Origin of the sequence: Pectinatus frisingensis (genome assembly GCF_014076555.1) — a bacterium.
GTDB lineage: Bacteria > Bacillota > Negativicutes > Selenomonadales > Selenomonadaceae > Pectinatus > Pectinatus frisingensis.
In genome coordinates this window covers 545,650-563,931 of record NZ_CP045424.1, presented here as the reverse complement: position 1 = coordinate 563,931, position 18,282 = coordinate 545,650, and the positions used below count along the sequence as shown (strand labels likewise).

The following is an 18,282-nucleotide window of genomic DNA, read 5'->3' as shown; positions in this document are numbered from 1 at the left end:
TCAATCCTTTCCTCTGCTCCTGCGTTCCGCAGCTTCAGCTTTTTTCTTTTCTTCTTCCAATTCCTTTTGGTCTCGTTTCTTTTTCTGCACAGCTGAAGTCGCCAAATGAGCCGTTATCCCTACTGCCAAAGCACCAGTCACAGCCGCTCCTATTTTATCGATATTTCCCAACCCCAAACCAGCAAACTCTGGTAAACGACGATAAAACGGATCATTATCCCAAAAATTTTTACTAGTGCATCCAATGCAGCCATGTCCCGATTGAATAGGATAAGATAGTCCGTTCCACCAGCGCATATTACCACATGATGCATAGGTTTCTGGTCCACGACAGCCAAGTTTATACAAACACCAGCCAGCTCTTGCCCCGGCATCATTGAAGTCATTGGCATACATGCCGGCATCAAAGAATGGCCTGCGATAACAAGTATCATGGATACGATTTCCATAAAATTGTTTTGGACAGTTTTTGTTATCGAGCGGCGGTAGATTACCAAACATTGCGTAATGGGCAATTACTCCCGTCATTACTTCCGGAATAGGTGGGCAGCCTGGAACATTGATTATTGGTTTATTTCCAATAATTTCATTAAGCGATAATGCATGCGCCGGGTTAGGCCGCGCTGCCTGTATTCCACCCCATGCAGCACAAGTTCCATAGGCAATGATTGCAGCAGCTCCTGTGGCAGCTTCTTTTACTTGATTTAAAAACGGTTTGCCGCCAACCATACAGAATCCACCACTCGGATCTGCAGGTATGGCTCCTTCTACAGCCAAAATATACTGTCCCTTATAAGTCTTCATTACTTCTTGCAAATGATCTTCAAAAAATTCACCGGAAGCAGCACCCAACGTATCATCATATTCCAATGCTATCATATTAAGAATGACATCAGATGTCATCGGTGCCGATGAACGCAAAAAAGACTCACTGCAGCCAGTACATTCATGTCCGTGCAGCCATATAACAACCGGTAATCTTTTTTCTGCTGCTTTCACTACTTTAGGCAGCATTGCCGGGGCAAGACCAAGCAGGGCCGTCATCGCTGAGCAGGCTTTGATAAAACTTCTGCGACTCATTCCCTTTTTTTGGTACATGTCCCAGATAGAATCATATTTTTCCATGTTGAACCCCCTAAACATGTCACACCATATTGTAAATTAAAATTTACATTTGACTTCATTATAACTCTTATTTATTTTATTAGTCAAAATTAATTTTAAAATTTATCATTAATAGTAAAATTATATAAATTCTGCCTATTATTATATTATTGATAATATTTAAGTCATAGATAATTATTACAATTCAACTATTAAAAGTATCATATAAAGATACCCCCCGGAAAACAAAGTTATTATATTTTCCAGGGGTGTACAGATAACTAATTTACCTCATTGTTTTTCCATATTACGCGCACCATATGCCGTTTCCAGAACCTTTTCCAAAGGACTTCCCATAGCAGCTTCAACTGCACCGGCAATCGCTCCTTCAACTATTGGTGCATTTGCTAAACAAACTCTTTGAGCCAGTTGAGGATCAATCATTTCCTTAGCTAATCCCACACTCATTACAGCGCTGCCCAAATCAGCAAATACTGCAACCCCATCACCTTTATCTGCCGCTTCAATAGCCGCCTGTATCTTCATAGGGTCACTGCCTATATCTCCAGTATTTGTACCCCCGGCAGCAATGATCAACTGATCCTTCCGGGCCATTTGCAATGCTAACTCTTTTACACCTTCAGCAATTTTTACACTATGTGAAACTATTACAATACCTACCATTATTGTTTTTCCTCCAGTTATTTCAAATAATTATAAAGAGCCTCCAACATAACAGTAGATGATGTTGCTCCCGGATCTTGATGACCAATACTGCGTTCTGCCAAATAACTGGCTCTGCCCTTAGTAGCAATAATTGTTTTTGTGTATTCTACCCCTTTTTGCGCCGCCTGCACAGCATCTGCTAAACATTCTACTTCTGTTTTTCCTGCTTTAATGGCAATATCCATCGCTTCAGATGCCGGTATTAAAGCATCTAGCATTGTTTTTTCACCTTTTTTAGCTTTACCGCGATCTTGAATTCCCTTGATTGCCGCATCAAGCATAGCTTTTGCCGTTACTGCATCTATTTCAGTTTTACCCGCGCATACACCTGACGCGCGCAAAAAAGCTGTTCCGTACAACGGACCGGCTGCTCCGCCTACACTGGAAATAAGTCCCATTCCAACAGTTTTTAAAAGTGTGGTTAAATCAATATTATCATCCAATACAGCAATTTTTTTAAAAACACTTTCAAACCCACGCGCCATATTTATACCATGATCTCCATCCCCAATAGCCTGATCAAGATCTGTCAAATAGCTTTTTTTATCTATAACAGCCTGTCCCACTACTCTTAAGGCTTCTTTAGCCGTTGTCATCAATATCGGTCCTCCCTGAATCTATTATAATCTTTTATTTTATTAAAATTGTACTAATGCCGGAGTATCTGCCGGTGCAAACAGCAACTCTTTCAATTCATTGTCGAGTTTTAACAACGTCACTGAACAGCCTGCCATTTCTAGCGATGTCATGTAATTGCCTATATATGTTTTCACCATTTTAAGTCCCTTTTCCTTTAATATTGCCTGGACTTTAGCACTTACAATATACAGCTCCATCAAAGGAGTTGCACCGAGTCCGTTAACCAAAACAGCCACTTCATCGCCTGTTCCATAAATATTTTCCGCCAATATTTTATCTACTAATTGCTGAGCAATTTCATCGGCAGTTTTAAGGCTTTCCCGATGTGTTCCCGGTTCACCATGTATACCTATACCAATTTCCATCTCATTGTCAGCCAGGGTAAAGCTTGATTTTCCTGCTGCCGGTACAGTACACGGTTCAATGGCCATTCCCATTGAACGTTCATTGGCAATGACTTTTTCAGCCGCTTTTTTTACATCAGCCAATGCTGCACCGCTTTCTGCTTTAGCTCCGGCAATTTTATGAACCAGAACTGTACCCGCTATGCCGCGCCGGCCTGTTGTCCAAGTACTGTTTTCTACTGCAACATCGTCATTGGTGATTACTTTTTCTACTTCAATACCATCAGCAGCTGCCATTTCAGCCGCCATTTCAAAATTCATCACATCGCCGCTATAATTTTTTATTATCAGCAAAACTCCTTTTCCTGTATCAACAGCTTTTATTGCTTCATATATCTGATCCGGTGTAGGTGACGTAAATACTGCTCCTGCTACTGCTGCATCAAGCATTCCTCTGCCAACAAATCCGCCATGTGATGGTTCATGCCCACTGCCTCCACCACTTACTAATGCTACCTTACTATCCTTTTTATCAGCCCGCACCACTACATCAAAACCTTCTAAACGCTTTAAATACTGCGGTTGTGATACAACCATACCATTTAACATTTCTTCGACCACATTATCCGGATTATTAATGATCTTTTTCATACTGACTGCTCCTCCTCAATAAATTCGATTTTCTATGTTCATTCTATATATAGTATAATTAAACTATTTAAGAGAAAAACCTTCTATTTTTCTCAATGATAAAAAAATAAAATAGCACCTTAAAGATGCTATTTTATTCAAACTCATTTGCTTTTACAAACCATATGCTTTTCTAAAAACCGTAAGTGGATGAATAGCATGAACACCACTGCCATTTTCCATTTGCAAACGGCATGTACCACATTCTGAAACACCTAAATCCGCATGTGAATTTTTTATTCTGGCGAACAGCTTAGAACCGACTTTCATAGCTATTTCATTCTTATCAGCTTTAAAACCATAGCTGCCTGAAATACCGCAACAACCCGCATCAGCTTCTTCTATCTGCATGCCAGGAATAAGCGGCAAAAGTTCCATAGATGGCCTGCCGATAGCCTGTACTTTTAAATGGCATGGTGCGTGGTAAATATATTTTGTGCTATTTTCAACAAAATCAGTGTTGAATTTACCCTCATCGTTTAATTTTGCCAGATATTCTATGGAATCATACATATGTTCTGCATAATCAGCCATTCCTGCAAAATCAAAAAGCTCCTGATATTCCTGTTTCAACATTAATCCACAGCTGGTACAGGCTGTAACTATATCATATCCCTTATCAACCCAGCCTTTAAGCAATTTGACATTTTTAGCCGCATTGATACGGGCATCATCAATATAGCCGCCTGACACCATTGGGGAACCACAGCAAACAAACTTTTCATCCACAGCAACTTCCACTTCATTTTTCTGATATACCTTAACTAAATCAACGCCTACCTCTGGTTGATTATAATTAATATAACAGCCGGAGAAAAAAACTACTTTTCGCGGATAAGAAGTCTGCTTTATTTTCTTAAATCTACTTATAAAAGATTCACTGGCATAAGTTGGCATCTTAGCATTTTGGGTTATCCCCATTGCGTTCATCATATTAAACGCTTTTCCAATAGCCATGCCCATGCCGGCAAAAGTAGATCCCATTGGTAATGCCGTTATCAATTTTCCCATCTTTTCGCTATGTGCCAGCATGTCATCCGCTCGTGATTTACGCGGATGAGTTTTATAATATTCATTTTTGGCCATCATATTCAATGTCGAAATCGGCACACCGGACGGACATACTAAATCACACGTCTTGCAATTAGAACAATAATCAAGCATCGGATCATCATCAGATACTAATTTTCTCAACCGAGTAAGAGCCGGCCCAGTCATTTTAGGGCCACGGAATTTTCTTGTTGCTGCGGTCACCGGACATGCAGTAATACATATAGTACAAGCGGTACATTTATCAGGATCTATCGCATGTTGTTTATTTATTGCCATTTTTATGCCTCCCCACAAAATGCGGCAGCTGCTTTATAAGCTGTTATCAGAGCAACACCATTACCTGATTTTTCATAACAAAAATCATATCCGGCCAAGCTTCTGCCTACGACTTTTACATTGGAAGCTATTTTGCTGCCATCTGCTGCAACAGGTGTTAAGTCATTGTCAACATTTACACCATATTGTGCAAAAATCTGTTTTTTATCGGCAAATAAATGCTTATATGACCATTCCGTCTGTACTTTAGGCACATCAATATTTATATTAAAAACCGGTTCTACCATCGAACCTATACCGGCAATAAGTCCTCCACCGTATACACCGCCAGTAGCCAAAATAAACTGATCTGCATAAAATTTTCTCTGCCGATCAAAGCCTTCTGTTATAACCGCCTGACATTTACCATCTGCCACTTCTGAGCCAACTACACGTGCTTTTTCTATTATCTGAACGCCATGTTTTTTCGCATATGAATTCAACATTTTATCCAATCGTGTCCCTGTCACAGCAGGTGGCAAAGATGACACTTCAACTAACTTACAGCCAAGATCTTTTTCCAGAGAATCAAGTATTTGATAATTGGGATCAAGACCCAAGACAGGCGGCAATACTATTGCTGTACTATTTTTAATATGCGCTTTTACTTGATTAACAAACGCATTATACCCTTCTTTAGTTTCCAGCCATCTGGCAACATCCATTGCCGAAATATCACGTAAATCACGACCATATTCAAAATTCAGCTGCACAACAAATTCTTCAATATTTTTATCTGCTTTTAAATGTTTTCTTAGATTCTTTGTTACCATATTGGCATAAAAATCTTTCATAGTATCAAAACCAACTACCAGAATATTTTCTGCATCAAATATAGCTTGTGAATTCATCGTACGCGGTACCAGACAGCTTGGTTTAAAATTGCCGATAGCCGTTGGCACCCATTGATTTTTATCCGGGCTGCCTATATATGGAAAACCTTCTGACTCAGCTATTTTAAGAAAAGCCCTTAAGGCCTTATCTACAGTTTGAGCGCCTACCTTAGAATAAGGATGCCCAGATGCCATTTTATCCGCACCCAGCACAGGATTTTCAACGGGTTTGCCATCATCGGTATAACCTAAAACATCAATTATTCCACCGCCAATAGTGAGTGTTCCTGCACCATAAGATAATATCTGCACCTTTTTACCCATATCAGCAGCTATACAGGCCGCAAACAGTCCTGATATTCCGTTACCAATAATTAATATATCACTTTTTCTCATTTTATATCTTCCACCCCGCTCAAGTTCAGTGCCGCATCATAAATTGCACGCGTAAGCTCAATATCACGGAGCATATTCCCCCACAATACAGGACGGATCCCCTTCCACCGTGTTTCCAGGAAATCCTTGCATAAATTCACAGTATCCTTTGACCATGGAACATCTTCCTTGTCAATAGCACCAACACTGCGATACGCACAAAATGTTCCCTGACAGGTTCCCATCCCCAAGCGAGTGCGTCTTCTCACATCACTAACTGTATGGCTTGTAGGTTCTCCGGCAATTTCTTCTATTTCAGCCCGCGTAACATTTTCGCATTCGCAAACCAGCTCTTTCATTTCCGGTTGTTTTTCAATACGTTCAATCACGCGTTCCAATTTATCATTACCAAGACGAGAAGATGCCAGTTCTGCACCATAGCTTGGAAATACAGCTTTAGCACGGTTTATTAATTCAGGAGATGGATCATCAACAAGATTTTCTTCCGCTGTATGACATTTTTCATTTACCCCTAATTGTTCACAGACCATGTTACAAACTTTTTCCGCCATCAACCTATACGTAGTAAACTTACCACCACAAACGCTAAAGAAATGCTTAACACCTTCGTGAGCGTGATCCAAAGCAACAAATCCACGTGATGCACTTCGTCCTTTTGCATTAGGATCAGCACTGTACAACGGCCTTGTACCGGCAAATACACGCAATATTCGATAGTCATAAATATTTTCGAAAGTAACTTCACCGACTTTCATCATTTCCACTACTTCTGCCGTTTCAGTGCTGGTATCATCTGGCGCACTATCAATTGATGTCGTTCCCAATATCGTTATTGAACCATGCGGCACAAAAATATCCGCATCAGATGATTTATGAAGACGGTGAATAACCCGATTGCAAATGCGATGATTAAATGCTATCAAAGTTCCCTTACTGGGTTTTACATTTACGGTTAATCCTGCCAATTTGGCAACTTCTCCAGAAAAAGAACCCGCAGCACTAATAACAAAATCACAAGCGATTTTGTCTTCCCTGCCTGTCCATCTGTCACGTATCCTCACACCAACTACTTCACCATTTTCCGTTTCAATGCCGGTAACTTCCATATAGGTCATGGCTTTGCCACCATACTTATTAGCTGATGCTACAGTCTGCCATAACAACCGAAATCCGTCAATAGCTGCACCTGGACAACGATATGCCGACAATAATTTTCTACTCAGATTAGGTTCAAGTTTAAAAGCCTCATCCATAGAAATAGGTATCGCTGAAATACCGCATTCAGCACACGATTTCACCCATTCGTGTTCATATTCTTCACTGTCTTCCGGAGCACGCACAAAAATACTTTCTGTAGCTTCTACACAATGACGTCCTATTCTGCGCAGGATAGTATTTTCTTCAATACATTCCTTTGCTGCTTCTTTATCTTTCACAGCATAACGACCACCGCTGTGGAGTAATCCATGAAACCTTGAACTTGTCCAATAGCCAAGATCATCACGCTCTACCAAAATAGTGTCTACTCCGCGCATTGAAAGGTCACGCAAAATGCCAACACCGGTAGCTCCACCGCCTATAACCACTACTGTTGTTTTTAACATAGCTCTTCCCTTTTCCTCCTTGAGTTTATATATTACCAAAATCAGCTTTAAAGCTAAAGGCTAAAGATTCCGAATAACATATACTCTTATTACATTAGGATTTAATTATCAACATCAACAGTTGACAATTATGAACATAAATAACCTTATATGTATTCATTAACAAGTTTTCATCGTGCCCCTAACATGATGAACATATAAGGCAACTTGATTATTATTATAAATCATAAACTAATTTATAGCAATAATTTTTACATGCATATAAGTAAAATATTCATTTCATATGAAGTTCGATATTTTACTTATGAAGACAATAATAGCAAAAGCCACAGAAATTCATTAAAACTCCTGCGGCTTTGACTACTTCTTTTCTAATATTTTTACTAAAAATTCAAACCATATCCTAAGCAGATATTTAACATATAAAAGACCCGTTCAGGAATAATATTTAATTTTTAAATCTTGATCCTTTAAATAACTTAAAAAGTTAAATTAAAGCCAGTTCATGGAGCGGCGTACAGCTTTCAGCCAGCCAAGATAAAGTTCTTTTCTGGTATCTTCAGACATATCAGGTTCGAAACGACGATCCAGCTGCCAATTTTTGACAAGTTCTTCCTTGTTCTTCCAAAAACCTACGGCAAGACCTGCCAGATAAGATGCCCCTAAAGCTGTTGTTTCAACGACTTTAGGTCGATCAACTGGTACGCCCAGTAAATCACTTTGGAACTGCATCATCAAATTATTGGCAACAGCTCCGCCATCAACTTTTAGTGCATTGAGTTTTATACCCGAATCTGCCTGCATAGCATCAAGAACGTCCTTGGTCTGATATGCCAGGGAATCAAGTGTGGCGCGAATTATATGGTTTTTGGAAGTACCACGGGTTATGCCAAAAATAGCCCCGCGAGCCTTCATGTCCCAATACGGGGCGCCTAAACCCACAAAAGCCGGTACTACATAAACACCTTCAGCATCTGCTACCTTACCTGCATAATATTCAGAATCCGGTGCGGAATCCAATATTTTTAATCCATCACGCAGCCATTGAATAGCAGAACCGGCAACGAAAATACTGCCTTCTAGTGCATAGTCCACTTCACCATCGATACCCCAGGCAATTGTTGTTAATAATCCATTTTTTGAATCATATACTTCCGAACCGGTATTCATAAGCATAAAGCAGCCTGTTCCATAAGTATTTTTGGCCATGCCTGCTTTAAAGCATGTCTGTCCAAACAAAGCTGCCTGCTGATCACCTGCCATGCCGGCAACAGGTATTTCAACACCCTGAGTAACGCTTGGTACAGTGACTCCATAGACTTCACTAGACGGTTTAACTTCTGGCAGCATACATTTAGGCACATCTAAATAACCCAGAAGTTCATCATCCCATTTTAGTTCACGAATATTATATAATAATGTACGTGATGCATTGGAATAATCTGTAACATGAACCTTGCCGCCAGTCAGTTTCCAAACAAGCCATGTGTCCATTGTACCAAAAAGAAGATCTCCTGCTTCTGCTTTTTCATGGGCGCCTTCCACATGATCAAGTATCCATTTAATTTTCGTACCGGCAAAATAGGCATCTATAAGTAAACCTGTTTTCCTATGGAATATATCAGAAAGTCCCTTTGCTTTCAATTCTTCACAAATTTCCATAGTCTGGCGGGATTGCCAAACAATAGCATTATATATAGGTTTTCCTGTATTTTTATCCCATATTACAGTTGTTTCACGTTGATTAGTTATACCAATAGCTGCTATTTCATGGGGATCAATATTAGCTTTGGCAATTACTTCGGACATAGTACCAACCTGTGTAGACCAGATTTCATTGGCATTATGTTCTACCCAGCCTGGTTTGGGAAATATTTGGGTAAACTCACGTTGAGCCACAGCCACTATATTAGAATCATGATCAAATAAAATGGTTCTGGAACTGGTAGTCCCTTGGTCTAAAGCCAATACATATTTTTTTTCCATTAAAAAAGCCCCCTAATATAATATGTCTTTATATACCCTTTATTTCATATATTCCAGTAATGAGCCTTAAACAGGCTCATTACTAAAAATCAGTTATAATTATAAATCAATAAATATATTAAATAATACCAAATGCTTTAGCTACTACATAAGCCGCAAATCCGCCAACCATTGGTGCAGCTACCGGTACCCAGCTGTATCCCCAGTCAGATCCGCCTTTACCAGCTATAGGTAAAATGGCATGTGCAATACGAGGTCCAAGGTCACGGGCAGGGTTCATTGCATATCCGGTAGGACCACCAAGACTGACACCTAATGCCCAGATAAGCATGCCGACAAGATAAGGCCCAACGCCAGCGGGGAATTGACCGTTATTAGCATTGAACATGCAAAAAATCATAAATACCAACATAAATGTAGCAATAAATTCGCATAAAAAGTTTGATCCATAGCTTCTAATGGCCGGTGCTGTACAGAATACACCAAGTTTTGATGCCGGATCTTCAGTAGCGCCCCAGTGCGGCAGATAAGCAAGCCATACAATTATGCCTCCAACGATTCCACCTAATATCTGTACAAGCATCGTTACTATTGCTTGATCGGCTGTATAAATACCGCCCTTAAGCAACTTAGCCAAGGTAACTGCCGGGTTTAAATCGCCCTGTGGCGCCCCCAATGAAGTTGCTGCATAAACACCCAGCATAACTGCAAATCCCCATCCAACGGTTATTACTATCCATCCGCTGTTTTGTCCTTTTGAATGTTTCAAAGTACAGTCTGCACAAACACCGCCCCCAAAAACAATTAATATGGCGGTTCCAATAAACTCTCCAAATAAATTATCCATTTATAAATCCCCCTTGATAAATATAAAAACTGTCCGCCCACAACACGGCTTCCCTATTCCCCGCTCCCTTCTTTTTATTGCGTTGCACAGCGGCGTTTAACTATGTTGACTATAATACACTATTTTTCTATAATAATTAATTTTTGTAATTTTTATAATTTTTGTTTAAGTTCTATTGAGTGAATTTATTATATCATAACTTATTTCCATAAGTCAACTAATTGCAGGTTAAAGTTATCTGGCATTTTTGATAGTTAAAAAAACTTTGTTTAGTTCTTTTATTCCCACTAATTGGCTGCTATATATAAACTATTATAAAAATAATTTATATATAGCTCAACAATAATTTACTTTTTAAATCGTCCACCGATTATATCATTGACCTTATATATAGTGACAAAAGCCATATCGTCAACATCTAAAACAGTTGTTTTAAGTTTATCAATTTCCAGCCTGGTAACAACACAATAAAGAATTTTTTTCGTTTCACCGGAATATCCGCCTTCACCATGCAGTAAAGTAACACCTCTTCCCAGTTCGTTGACAAGTTTATCAGCGACCAGATCATAACATGATGTTACTATCATTACCGCATAAGATTCTTCTAATCCCTGAATAACCACATCTATTGTCCGGGCAATTATGAAGTAAGCTACCAGGGAATACATTGCATTATCCCAGCCAAATATCAGTCCTGCACCGCTCAAAATGAACAGGTTAATAAACATAACTATTTCGCCAACGGAAAAAACACTCTTTTTATCTAAAATAATAGCAACCATTTCCGTTCCATCAAGTGAGCCGCCATTTCTGATAATAAGTCCAACACCAAGACCCGTTATTATCCCGCCGAATACTGTAGCCAAAAATGGTGTATCCGTCACCTCAGCTATTGGAACAAATACACTTGTCCAGCCAGAAAGACAAATAATCGCAAAAACACTGGATATAACAAACGATTTGCCGATATGACGATATCCCAAATATAAAAACGGAATATTTAAGACCGTCAGGAAAGCTCCCAATGGCAGCCCCGTAAGATAACTGCCCATTATTGATAAGCCGACAACACCGCCATCGATAATGTTATTAGGAACCAGGAACAGTTCCAGCCCAATTGCCGTTATGATAGAACCAATAAATAAAAACAAGTATTTTAATATATAATCAAAGTATTGATGTCCATTATGCGCATGCTGTTTATTCAAATATCAATTCATCCTATCCTTCTTTACCTATATTATCATAATTTTCACGGAAGAATACTCTGTAAGTATGTTTTTACAAGAGTTACCGCATCCTTATTTTTATGATACTCATCACTAAGATTTTGCTGTAATTGCGAAAGTTGCTGTCCTGTAGTCTCTAATTTAGCCAAACTACTGTTTATCTCATCAATCTTAGACTGTATTTCGACAGTAGCCGTAGTACGCTTTGCAGTTGCCTCGATCTTTGCTTTTTCCCGTTCAGGAGTTTTCCCCGAAATTTTATCAGCAACACTTCCCAGCCATTCTCCGAAACTTTGAGGAGTATCTTCATCCGACTGTTTATACAGCTCTTTTCGTTCATCTTCCAAATGCTGACGCTGCTGTTCCAAGCTGCGCTGCTGCATTTTTATGTCAGACCGCTGCCTATCTATCATTTGCTGCTGATGGATATTATCATTTTCAGCCATTTGTTGTTTATCATTATAGTAAGATGAAAGTAAAAAGCCACACAAAAGTGCTATTATAAATACCGCAGCCAGAATAATCAACCTTGACTTACTACTTATACGTTTTTGCCAAAAATGTAATGATCTGCCATGTTTAGTATTGTTCGCATCTTCTATTTCAATATCATGCCGTTTAGCACCAATAATTTTATGCTGTGAAACGGGTTCAATTTTACGGGTATTTTCGAATTCTTCGTTAGAATTATTACTCATGATCCTCCCGCTTTTTTTGCAGTTCAATCATTGCCCCATGTTCCTTTTGCATAGTAATACAAAGCCTTTTCAATGTCCAAAAACGGTTTAGTGGAGTTACAACTGCTTTGTATGGGCTTATTATATCAGCATTTTTCATTTTTGCCAAAACTTCATCTAAATGTTTATTATTTATATTATGAAATATTATTACCTTATGATTAAAATCAAAATCTTCCTCACCTGTATTGTTTGCCCCTGAAAAGCCTTTAAGGTTTAGCAGGAATCCCACTTTCTGATTGAAATCAGCCTTATCAACTATAGTTTGTTTTATATTATGTAAAGTAAAAAATTCACACGTTTTAGCTAAATCATTCTGATCGATAAAATTATACAAAAGCACCCTTGCTTCTTTTTGACTTTTTTTCATTTTGACTCACACCTCACAGCTACTATTATACTTGATAACCAACAGTATCTCAACGCTGATGATTTTTTTCATATCCTATACTTCTTTATTTTACAATAATTTTCCTAATAATAATTAAAATTCATATTATTTATAATCGTAAAATATGATTTTCAATCGAAAAAAATCTTATATTTTTTATATTTATAAAAAAGCCTAGTCAAAAATTGCTCATTTTGCCAAATCCCGCTTAATAATATTGACTAAATCAGTTTCATTAGTTTCCAGTGTTTTAGCTCGTTTTAAATTACTTTCAGCTTCACGCAGACTTTTGATTTCCTTATCATCAAGCCATTTGACATAATTTTCATAGTAAGCTATATACAAATCACAAATTTTCAAACGCAGCCGCTGTAACGTTTCTGCTGATTTGGGCACACTGACCGCAGCCAATGCTTCCTTCAGCATATGCCAATGCGGTAACATATTATCATTTATAATATTTTTTAAATTATTACGCACATCATTATTGCCAATACTGCCCGTATCTTTTATATCCTGAAGCTGTCCGTCAATGTTCTTAAAGGTTTTATCATGTTCGGTCATCAATGCATCTGTCTTACTCACATAGGAAAGCATTTCCTGACGACGTTTTTCATTAAGGAGTTTTAAAAAATCAGAAAAATTTTCTACTTTTACCATTTCCCAATGTCCGTCAGCCTGCTGTTCCATAGTAACATTAAAGGCAAATGGTTCATCAATTTCATTTTGCACTACATCGACTTCCAGTAAAGCTTTCTTGGTCTGTTTATCAATGCTTACCAATTTATAACTATTGTAAGTCAAATTATTTAAACCTGAGGTTTGTAACAAATCAGCATAGTCAGATGTTCCGGTTGATTGATCATCAGAATTCTGCTTAACTGCCACTTCACCGTATGTCACATAATCAGTTAAGGCTTCATCAAACCCTTTTATGAAAGCTTTTTTAAATATTGAAGAATATTCCTGCATTGCAAAACCTGTACCGTCCACTGACTGCTGATCAGCATGGACAATACTTTCTGTCACGGAATCGGCCAAATCATCAAGCAAAGCTTTTCTATCCACATATTTGTTAAATGTTTTTACATCGTGCTCAGCTATAGAAGTTCCAATCTTTTTTATTGCATAATCAGGTGTTTTTACATAATAACCGAAATACCAGTATAATGTACCACAACTTATCAAAATTACAATGATTCCTGCGATGGCTGCCTTTATCTTGAAATTACTAACAATGCGTTTCATGTTCAACACCTCCCGGCTTATATAAATCATTTCATATTATGACAGCTTGTCAGTTTTTCCGCAAGAGCAATAAATTAAAAAACTCCCAGTTTACAAACATACTTTCTCATAATATTTCACATATATTCAACTTTCATCCTTTTTACATAAATACAAGGCTGTTCCCCATATTTTGGAAACAGCCTTGTATTTTTATCAGCGCTTTTACTATAAGGACAAAACCATCATACGAAATATTGTCCATATCTTTCCAAACAATTTATCGGGAAATATATCAAATCATTCGTAATCAATCAAAGTATCTTCCTGCGCGGCCATTCTTGCCTGCCCACCTACTCTTCTGCCGTAAAGCAAATAATACAATATCAAACATATTACTGCCGTACAAGCAGCTACAACATAAAGATTTTGAAAAGTCAATGTTGAATGCAGGCTTCCCAAAATATACGGACCTACTCCCAATCCAAAATCAAGTGCCACAAAGTAAGTCGATAAAGCTACACTTACCCGATGTGATGGGGTGAGTTTTATACACACTGCCTGACCGTTAGACATGAATGTCCCATATCCCAGTCCGACAAACACACCTGCAAGTAATAGAATCGGCGATGTATGCGTAATGCTAAGTAAAAACAATCCGACCGCCAGACAAACATAGCAGGGATACAAAACATAATTTTCCCCTTTACGGTCGAAAATGACCCCCGTAATCGGACGTGTAACTGTAATCACTACTGCATAAACTACAAAAAAGAACGTACCTGCGTCGGCCAAATTTATCTCTCTAGTATATGCAGCCAAAAAACTTAACACACTGGAATAGGCAAATCCCATCAAAAAGCCAATTACTGAAATGATCAATACACGTGATTCTACATAATTATCAAATGTATACTTTTTCATCTGTTTACGCTGAATTGCCGTAAGATTTATTTCCTTTACATCAAGCGCAAAACATCCTATTACGCATAACACAATAAGTACCACACAAGTGACAATTATAACCGTAAAATTGGCCACTATCATCAACAGCATGCCGAGGAACGGTCCGATAGCCGCAGCTAAACTGGTACTTAATCCATAATAATTTATGCCTTCACCGCGGCGCTCTTCCGGAATGCAATTGGCAATTATCGTATTTGTGGCTGTAGAAATAACACCATAAGCCATTCCGTTCAAAAACCGTATTATATACATCATAGTTAAATTAGGAATATAAAAATACATCAATGTAGTTATTAAATAAAAGAATATGCCAAAATATAATGTTCTTTTCCTGCCATATAGTTCAATTTCTTTTCCTAATTGTAATCTGGCCATCAGTGTTCCTAAAATATAAATTCCTGAAGCCAGTCCGGCTTCACTCAAAGAAGCCTTCAGCTGATCTTTAGCCACAACAGCTATTATAACCATCAATAAATAATAAATAAGATACACAACAAAATTTATACCCGTATCAAGCATAAAATTTCTGTTAAACAAGGACCTGCCCTTCATTATTCCATCTCCACTTTTATTTTAAAATGAGTTAACATCGCCCATTATATACTTTTAAAATAACTTTGTATAACAAAAGAAAATGATATCTGCCATAATATAATCTTATGGCAGATATCATTTCTTTCGAAGAATGAAAGACTTTATTGTTTTTATATTATGTTTTGTACAAATTTCTTATATGATCAATAAATACTTTCATTATTTTATACTTAGGATTATCAGATTTATACATCAAGTAACATTTAAGAATAAATTCTGGCTGCATGTCATAATAACCTTCATTTATTCCCATTGCATTCAGCAATCGCTCAGAAAGGATTGCCCCTGTCTCATTTTGCTGACAATAATGCATTATTGCATAAGGTGTTGACAACCATGCCTGTACATGAGGCACTGCCTTATTGATCATAAGATAATCATGAATTATCGAATTCATTAAATACTGTGGTGCATATTGTGCCAATGGATATGAAGTAATAACTGCGGTTTCTACTTTTTCTATTTTTAAACAAAGCTGTGGAGCATAATATACCATCTTCTCATCAGCAAAAAATACTCTTTCATATCCTGTCGTATCTAATTGAGGCAGGGAAAAAGTCGATATTACATCCAGCCTGCCAATTTTCAACTGGTGCAGCAACTCATATGCTTCCAAATTGTATACATTTATCGGCAAATTTATATTATGTTCCTGAAAGTATGCTAAATGCTGATTCATCAAAACATCTCCCAATGACATCAACGTACCAACATTCAATGGGATCATTCTACCTTGCAGTTTTTTTACATCATATACACATTTCGATAATTCATTGATAATTTTTTGTACGCGCTGCAAAAATTGTTCTCCTGATGCAGTTAATTCACTACCTCGATTAGTTCGTGTTATCAATTGAACACCGAGTAACTCTTCCAGTTTTTTCATTTGAAAACTAAAAGCTGCCTGAGTTATATTAGCTTCCTTTGCCGCTGCGGTGAAATTTTTTACCCGAGCATAAATAATAAAATTTTCTAACTGCTGAATACTTGGTAATTGCTGCACGCTTTACTGTCCTCCACTATATTTTTCCATTATCACATAATATAAAACAAACACATAAATTAGCCATATAAAGATTTATTTTACTTTATTATTTATTTCAATGCAAAACAGATTTATAAAAATAATGCACTTTTCCAATCAAATTAATGGAAAAGTGCACTGTAATATTATTAATTTCTACATTGTCACATTACGGCCGTACCCAGTCACCTTCAACAATATCTTTGCTTTTCATTCTGGCCTTGATAAATGCCAGCATAATAAACCACAGCGGTGTCACAAAAAGCGCTACCCGCGTTTCGTCATTAAACGCTAATATAACTATAACAAAAGCAAAAAAAGCAAAAATGAAATAGCTGCTAAATGGATACAAGGGCATTCTAAATTTTATACCTGATGCTATATCTGGTTTTGCCCTGCGATATTTCATATGGCAGATAACCATAACCGCCCAAATATAAATAAAACAAATCGTCGATATACTGGTAATCAAGACAAACACACTCTTTGGCATAATATAATTCAAAATTACTGAAATCAAAATCACTGCTGCTGAAAACAATGTAGCATTAGACGGAACATTATTATGTGTCAATTTTTTCATTGATTCCGGTGCATTTCCTTCTTGCGATAATGAATAAACCATACGACTGGTACTAAAAATACCACTATTGCATGCCGATGCCGCAGCCGTGAGCACAACAAAATTTACAATTCCGGCAGCTGCGGCTATTCCCACTGCTGCAAACACTTGTACAAACGGGCTCCTATCAGGACTGATCTCCGTCCAAGGATATATACTCATGATTATCGCTAATGCACCAATATAAAATATAATTACCCTTATAGGAATATTATTGATAGCTGATGGAATTACCTTAGACGGATTTTTAGTTTCACCGGCCGTTATACCTACCAGCTCAATACCGGTAAAGGCAAATACCACCATTTGAAAAGAAAGAATAAAACCACTTAAACCATTGGGAAACCATCCGCCGTTATTCCATAAATTGGCAAAAGTCGATACGCCAATATCAGTAGAAAAACCCTTGACAATCATGATGATCCCCACTGCTATCAATGACATTATCGCAATTACCTTTATCAGTGCAAACCAAAATTCCATTTCACCAAATATTTTTACTGCCGTAAGATTCATAATCAGCAATACAATCAGTACAATAAAACTGGGGATCCATTGAGGAATGCTCGGCACCCAGTACTGAATATACATTCCTGCTGCTGTTAAATCGGCCATTGCCAGCGATATCCAACAAAACCAATATGTCCATCCAGTTATAAAAGCAGCCTTATCACCTAAATACTCATAAACAAAATCTACGAAAGAATGATAATTTAAATTGGAAAGCAATAATTCACCAAGCGCCCGCATGACCCAAAAACACGCCACACCAGTTATTATATATGCTAATAAAATAGATGGCCCTGCTAAGTGAATAGATCGTCCTGATCCCAGAAACAACCCTGTGCCTATCGCCCCGCCAATAGCCAGAAGTTGAACATGGCGATTCTTTAACTCTCTTGATAAATTTTGTTTTTCTGTCATACTAATACCGCCTTTTATCTCTAGAATAATT

Annotated in this window: 16 protein-coding genes; all 16 read right to left on the bottom strand. The window is 37.7% G+C overall.

Features of this window, described 5'->3' with window-relative positions; all coding sequences use genetic code 11:
• Positions 1-1,125, bottom strand: a complete 1,125-nt coding sequence (locus F8M42_RS02740; RefSeq protein ID WP_182187861.1) for a hydrogenase small subunit — start codon at positions 1,123-1,125, stop codon at positions 1-3.
• A 270-nt stretch (positions 1,126-1,395) separates the two neighbouring features.
• Positions 1,396-1,788, bottom strand: a complete 393-nt coding sequence (dhaM, locus tag F8M42_RS02735; RefSeq protein ID WP_182187860.1) for a dihydroxyacetone kinase phosphoryl donor subunit DhaM — start codon at positions 1,786-1,788, stop codon at positions 1,396-1,398.
• A 17-nt stretch (positions 1,789-1,805) separates the two neighbouring features.
• Positions 1,806-2,426 (bottom strand): dihydroxyacetone kinase subunit DhaL, encoded by a 621-nt coding sequence (dhaL, locus tag F8M42_RS02730; RefSeq protein WP_182187859.1) that lies wholly within the window; start codon positions 2,424-2,426, stop codon positions 1,806-1,808.
• A gap of 42 nt (positions 2,427-2,468) precedes the next feature.
• Positions 2,469-3,464, bottom strand: coding sequence for a dihydroxyacetone kinase subunit DhaK (gene dhaK / locus F8M42_RS02725; RefSeq protein ID WP_182187858.1), 996 nt, complete (start codon positions 3,462-3,464; stop codon positions 2,469-2,471).
• 153 nt (positions 3,465-3,617) lie between these two features.
• Positions 3,618-4,832 (bottom strand): anaerobic glycerol-3-phosphate dehydrogenase subunit C, encoded by a 1,215-nt coding sequence (locus F8M42_RS02720; protein WP_182187857.1) that lies wholly within the window; start codon positions 4,830-4,832, stop codon positions 3,618-3,620.
• 2 nt (positions 4,833-4,834) lie between these two features.
• Positions 4,835-6,100, bottom strand: a complete 1,266-nt coding sequence (gene glpB, locus F8M42_RS02715; protein WP_182187856.1) for an anaerobic glycerol-3-phosphate dehydrogenase subunit GlpB — start codon at positions 6,098-6,100, stop codon at positions 4,835-4,837.
• A complete protein-coding gene (glpA, locus tag F8M42_RS02710) occupies positions 6,097-7,704 on the bottom strand; it encodes an anaerobic glycerol-3-phosphate dehydrogenase subunit GlpA (RefSeq protein ID WP_182187855.1) in 1,608 nt (535 codons plus the stop codon). Before glpA ends, glpB begins: the two co-directional genes overlap by 4 nt.
• A 492-nt stretch (positions 7,705-8,196) precedes the next feature.
• A complete protein-coding gene (gene glpK, locus F8M42_RS02705; RefSeq protein WP_182187854.1) occupies positions 8,197-9,690 on the bottom strand; it encodes a glycerol kinase GlpK in 1,494 nt (497 codons plus the stop codon).
• Positions 9,691-9,808: 118 nt separating this feature from the next.
• Positions 9,809-10,537: an MIP/aquaporin family protein gene (locus F8M42_RS02700; RefSeq protein ID WP_182187853.1), complete on the bottom strand. Its 729-nt coding sequence runs from the start codon at positions 10,535-10,537 to the stop codon at positions 9,809-9,811.
• 347 nt (positions 10,538-10,884) lie between these two features.
• The gene (locus tag F8M42_RS02695; protein ID WP_182187852.1) at positions 10,885-11,745 is read right to left on the bottom strand and encodes a YitT family protein; all 861 of its coding nucleotides are present in this window, start codon (positions 11,743-11,745) and stop codon (positions 10,885-10,887) included.
• Between the two features lie 44 nt (positions 11,746-11,789).
• Positions 11,790-12,464 (bottom strand): hypothetical protein, encoded by a 675-nt coding sequence (locus F8M42_RS02690; protein ID WP_182187851.1) that lies wholly within the window; start codon positions 12,462-12,464, stop codon positions 11,790-11,792.
• Complete coding sequence (locus F8M42_RS02685; protein WP_182187850.1) at positions 12,457-12,873, bottom strand: DUF3783 domain-containing protein; 417 nt, start codon at positions 12,871-12,873, stop codon at positions 12,457-12,459. Before F8M42_RS02685 ends, F8M42_RS02690 begins: the two co-directional genes overlap by 8 nt.
• Before the next feature lie 210 nt (positions 12,874-13,083).
• Positions 13,084-14,142, bottom strand: coding sequence for a DUF2939 domain-containing protein (locus tag F8M42_RS02680; protein WP_182187849.1), 1,059 nt, complete (start codon positions 14,140-14,142; stop codon positions 13,084-13,086).
• Between the two features lie 279 nt (positions 14,143-14,421).
• The gene (locus F8M42_RS02675; protein ID WP_182187848.1) at positions 14,422-15,639 is read right to left on the bottom strand and encodes an MFS transporter; all 1,218 of its coding nucleotides are present in this window, start codon (positions 15,637-15,639) and stop codon (positions 14,422-14,424) included.
• 157 nt (positions 15,640-15,796) lie between these two features.
• Positions 15,797-16,684 (bottom strand): LysR family transcriptional regulator, encoded by an 888-nt coding sequence (locus F8M42_RS02670; RefSeq protein WP_182187847.1) that lies wholly within the window; start codon positions 16,682-16,684, stop codon positions 15,797-15,799.
• A 190-nt stretch (positions 16,685-16,874) separates the two neighbouring features.
• Positions 16,875-18,251 (bottom strand): amino acid permease, encoded by a 1,377-nt coding sequence (locus F8M42_RS02665; protein WP_182187846.1) that lies wholly within the window; start codon positions 18,249-18,251, stop codon positions 16,875-16,877.
• Positions 18,252-18,282 lie beyond the last annotated feature (31 nt).

Excerpts from the sequence above, each read along its gene's own strand:
- dhaL (WP_182187859.1), bottom strand. The coding sequence starts at position 2,426 with ATGACAACGGCTAAAGAAGCCTTAAGAGTAGTGGGACAGGCTGTTATA.
- glpA (WP_182187855.1), bottom strand. The coding sequence starts at position 7,704 with ATGTTAAAAACAACAGTAGTGGTTATAGGCGGTGGAGCTACCGGTGTT.
- F8M42_RS02690 (WP_182187851.1), bottom strand. The coding sequence starts at position 12,464 with ATGAGTAATAATTCTAACGAAGAATTCGAAAATACCCGTAAAATTGAA.
- dhaK (WP_182187858.1), bottom strand. The coding sequence starts at position 3,464 with ATGAAAAAGATCATTAATAATCCGGATAATGTGGTCGAAGAAATGTTA.
- F8M42_RS02675 (WP_182187848.1), bottom strand. The coding sequence starts at position 15,639 with ATGAAGGGCAGGTCCTTGTTTAACAGAAATTTTATGCTTGATACGGGT.
- F8M42_RS02685 (WP_182187850.1), bottom strand. The coding sequence starts at position 12,873 with ATGAAAAAAAGTCAAAAAGAAGCAAGGGTGCTTTTGTATAATTTTATC.
- F8M42_RS02700 (WP_182187853.1), bottom strand. The coding sequence starts at position 10,537 with ATGGATAATTTATTTGGAGAGTTTATTGGAACCGCCATATTAATTGTT.
- dhaM (WP_182187860.1), bottom strand. The coding sequence starts at position 1,788 with ATGGTAGGTATTGTAATAGTTTCACATAGTGTAAAAATTGCTGAAGGT.
- F8M42_RS02720 (WP_182187857.1), bottom strand. The coding sequence starts at position 4,832 with ATGGCAATAAATAAACAACATGCGATAGATCCTGATAAATGTACCGCT.
- F8M42_RS02680 (WP_182187849.1), bottom strand. The coding sequence starts at position 14,142 with ATGAAACGCATTGTTAGTAATTTCAAGATAAAGGCAGCCATCGCAGGA.
- glpK (WP_182187854.1), bottom strand. The coding sequence starts at position 9,690 with ATGGAAAAAAAATATGTATTGGCTTTAGACCAAGGGACTACCAGTTCC.
- F8M42_RS02740 (WP_182187861.1), bottom strand. The coding sequence starts at position 1,125 with ATGGAAAAATATGATTCTATCTGGGACATGTACCAAAAAAAGGGAATG.
- glpB (WP_182187856.1), bottom strand. The coding sequence starts at position 6,100 with ATGAGAAAAAGTGATATATTAATTATTGGTAACGGAATATCAGGACTG.
- F8M42_RS02665 (WP_182187846.1), bottom strand. The coding sequence starts at position 18,251 with ATGACAGAAAAACAAAATTTATCAAGAGAGTTAAAGAATCGCCATGTT.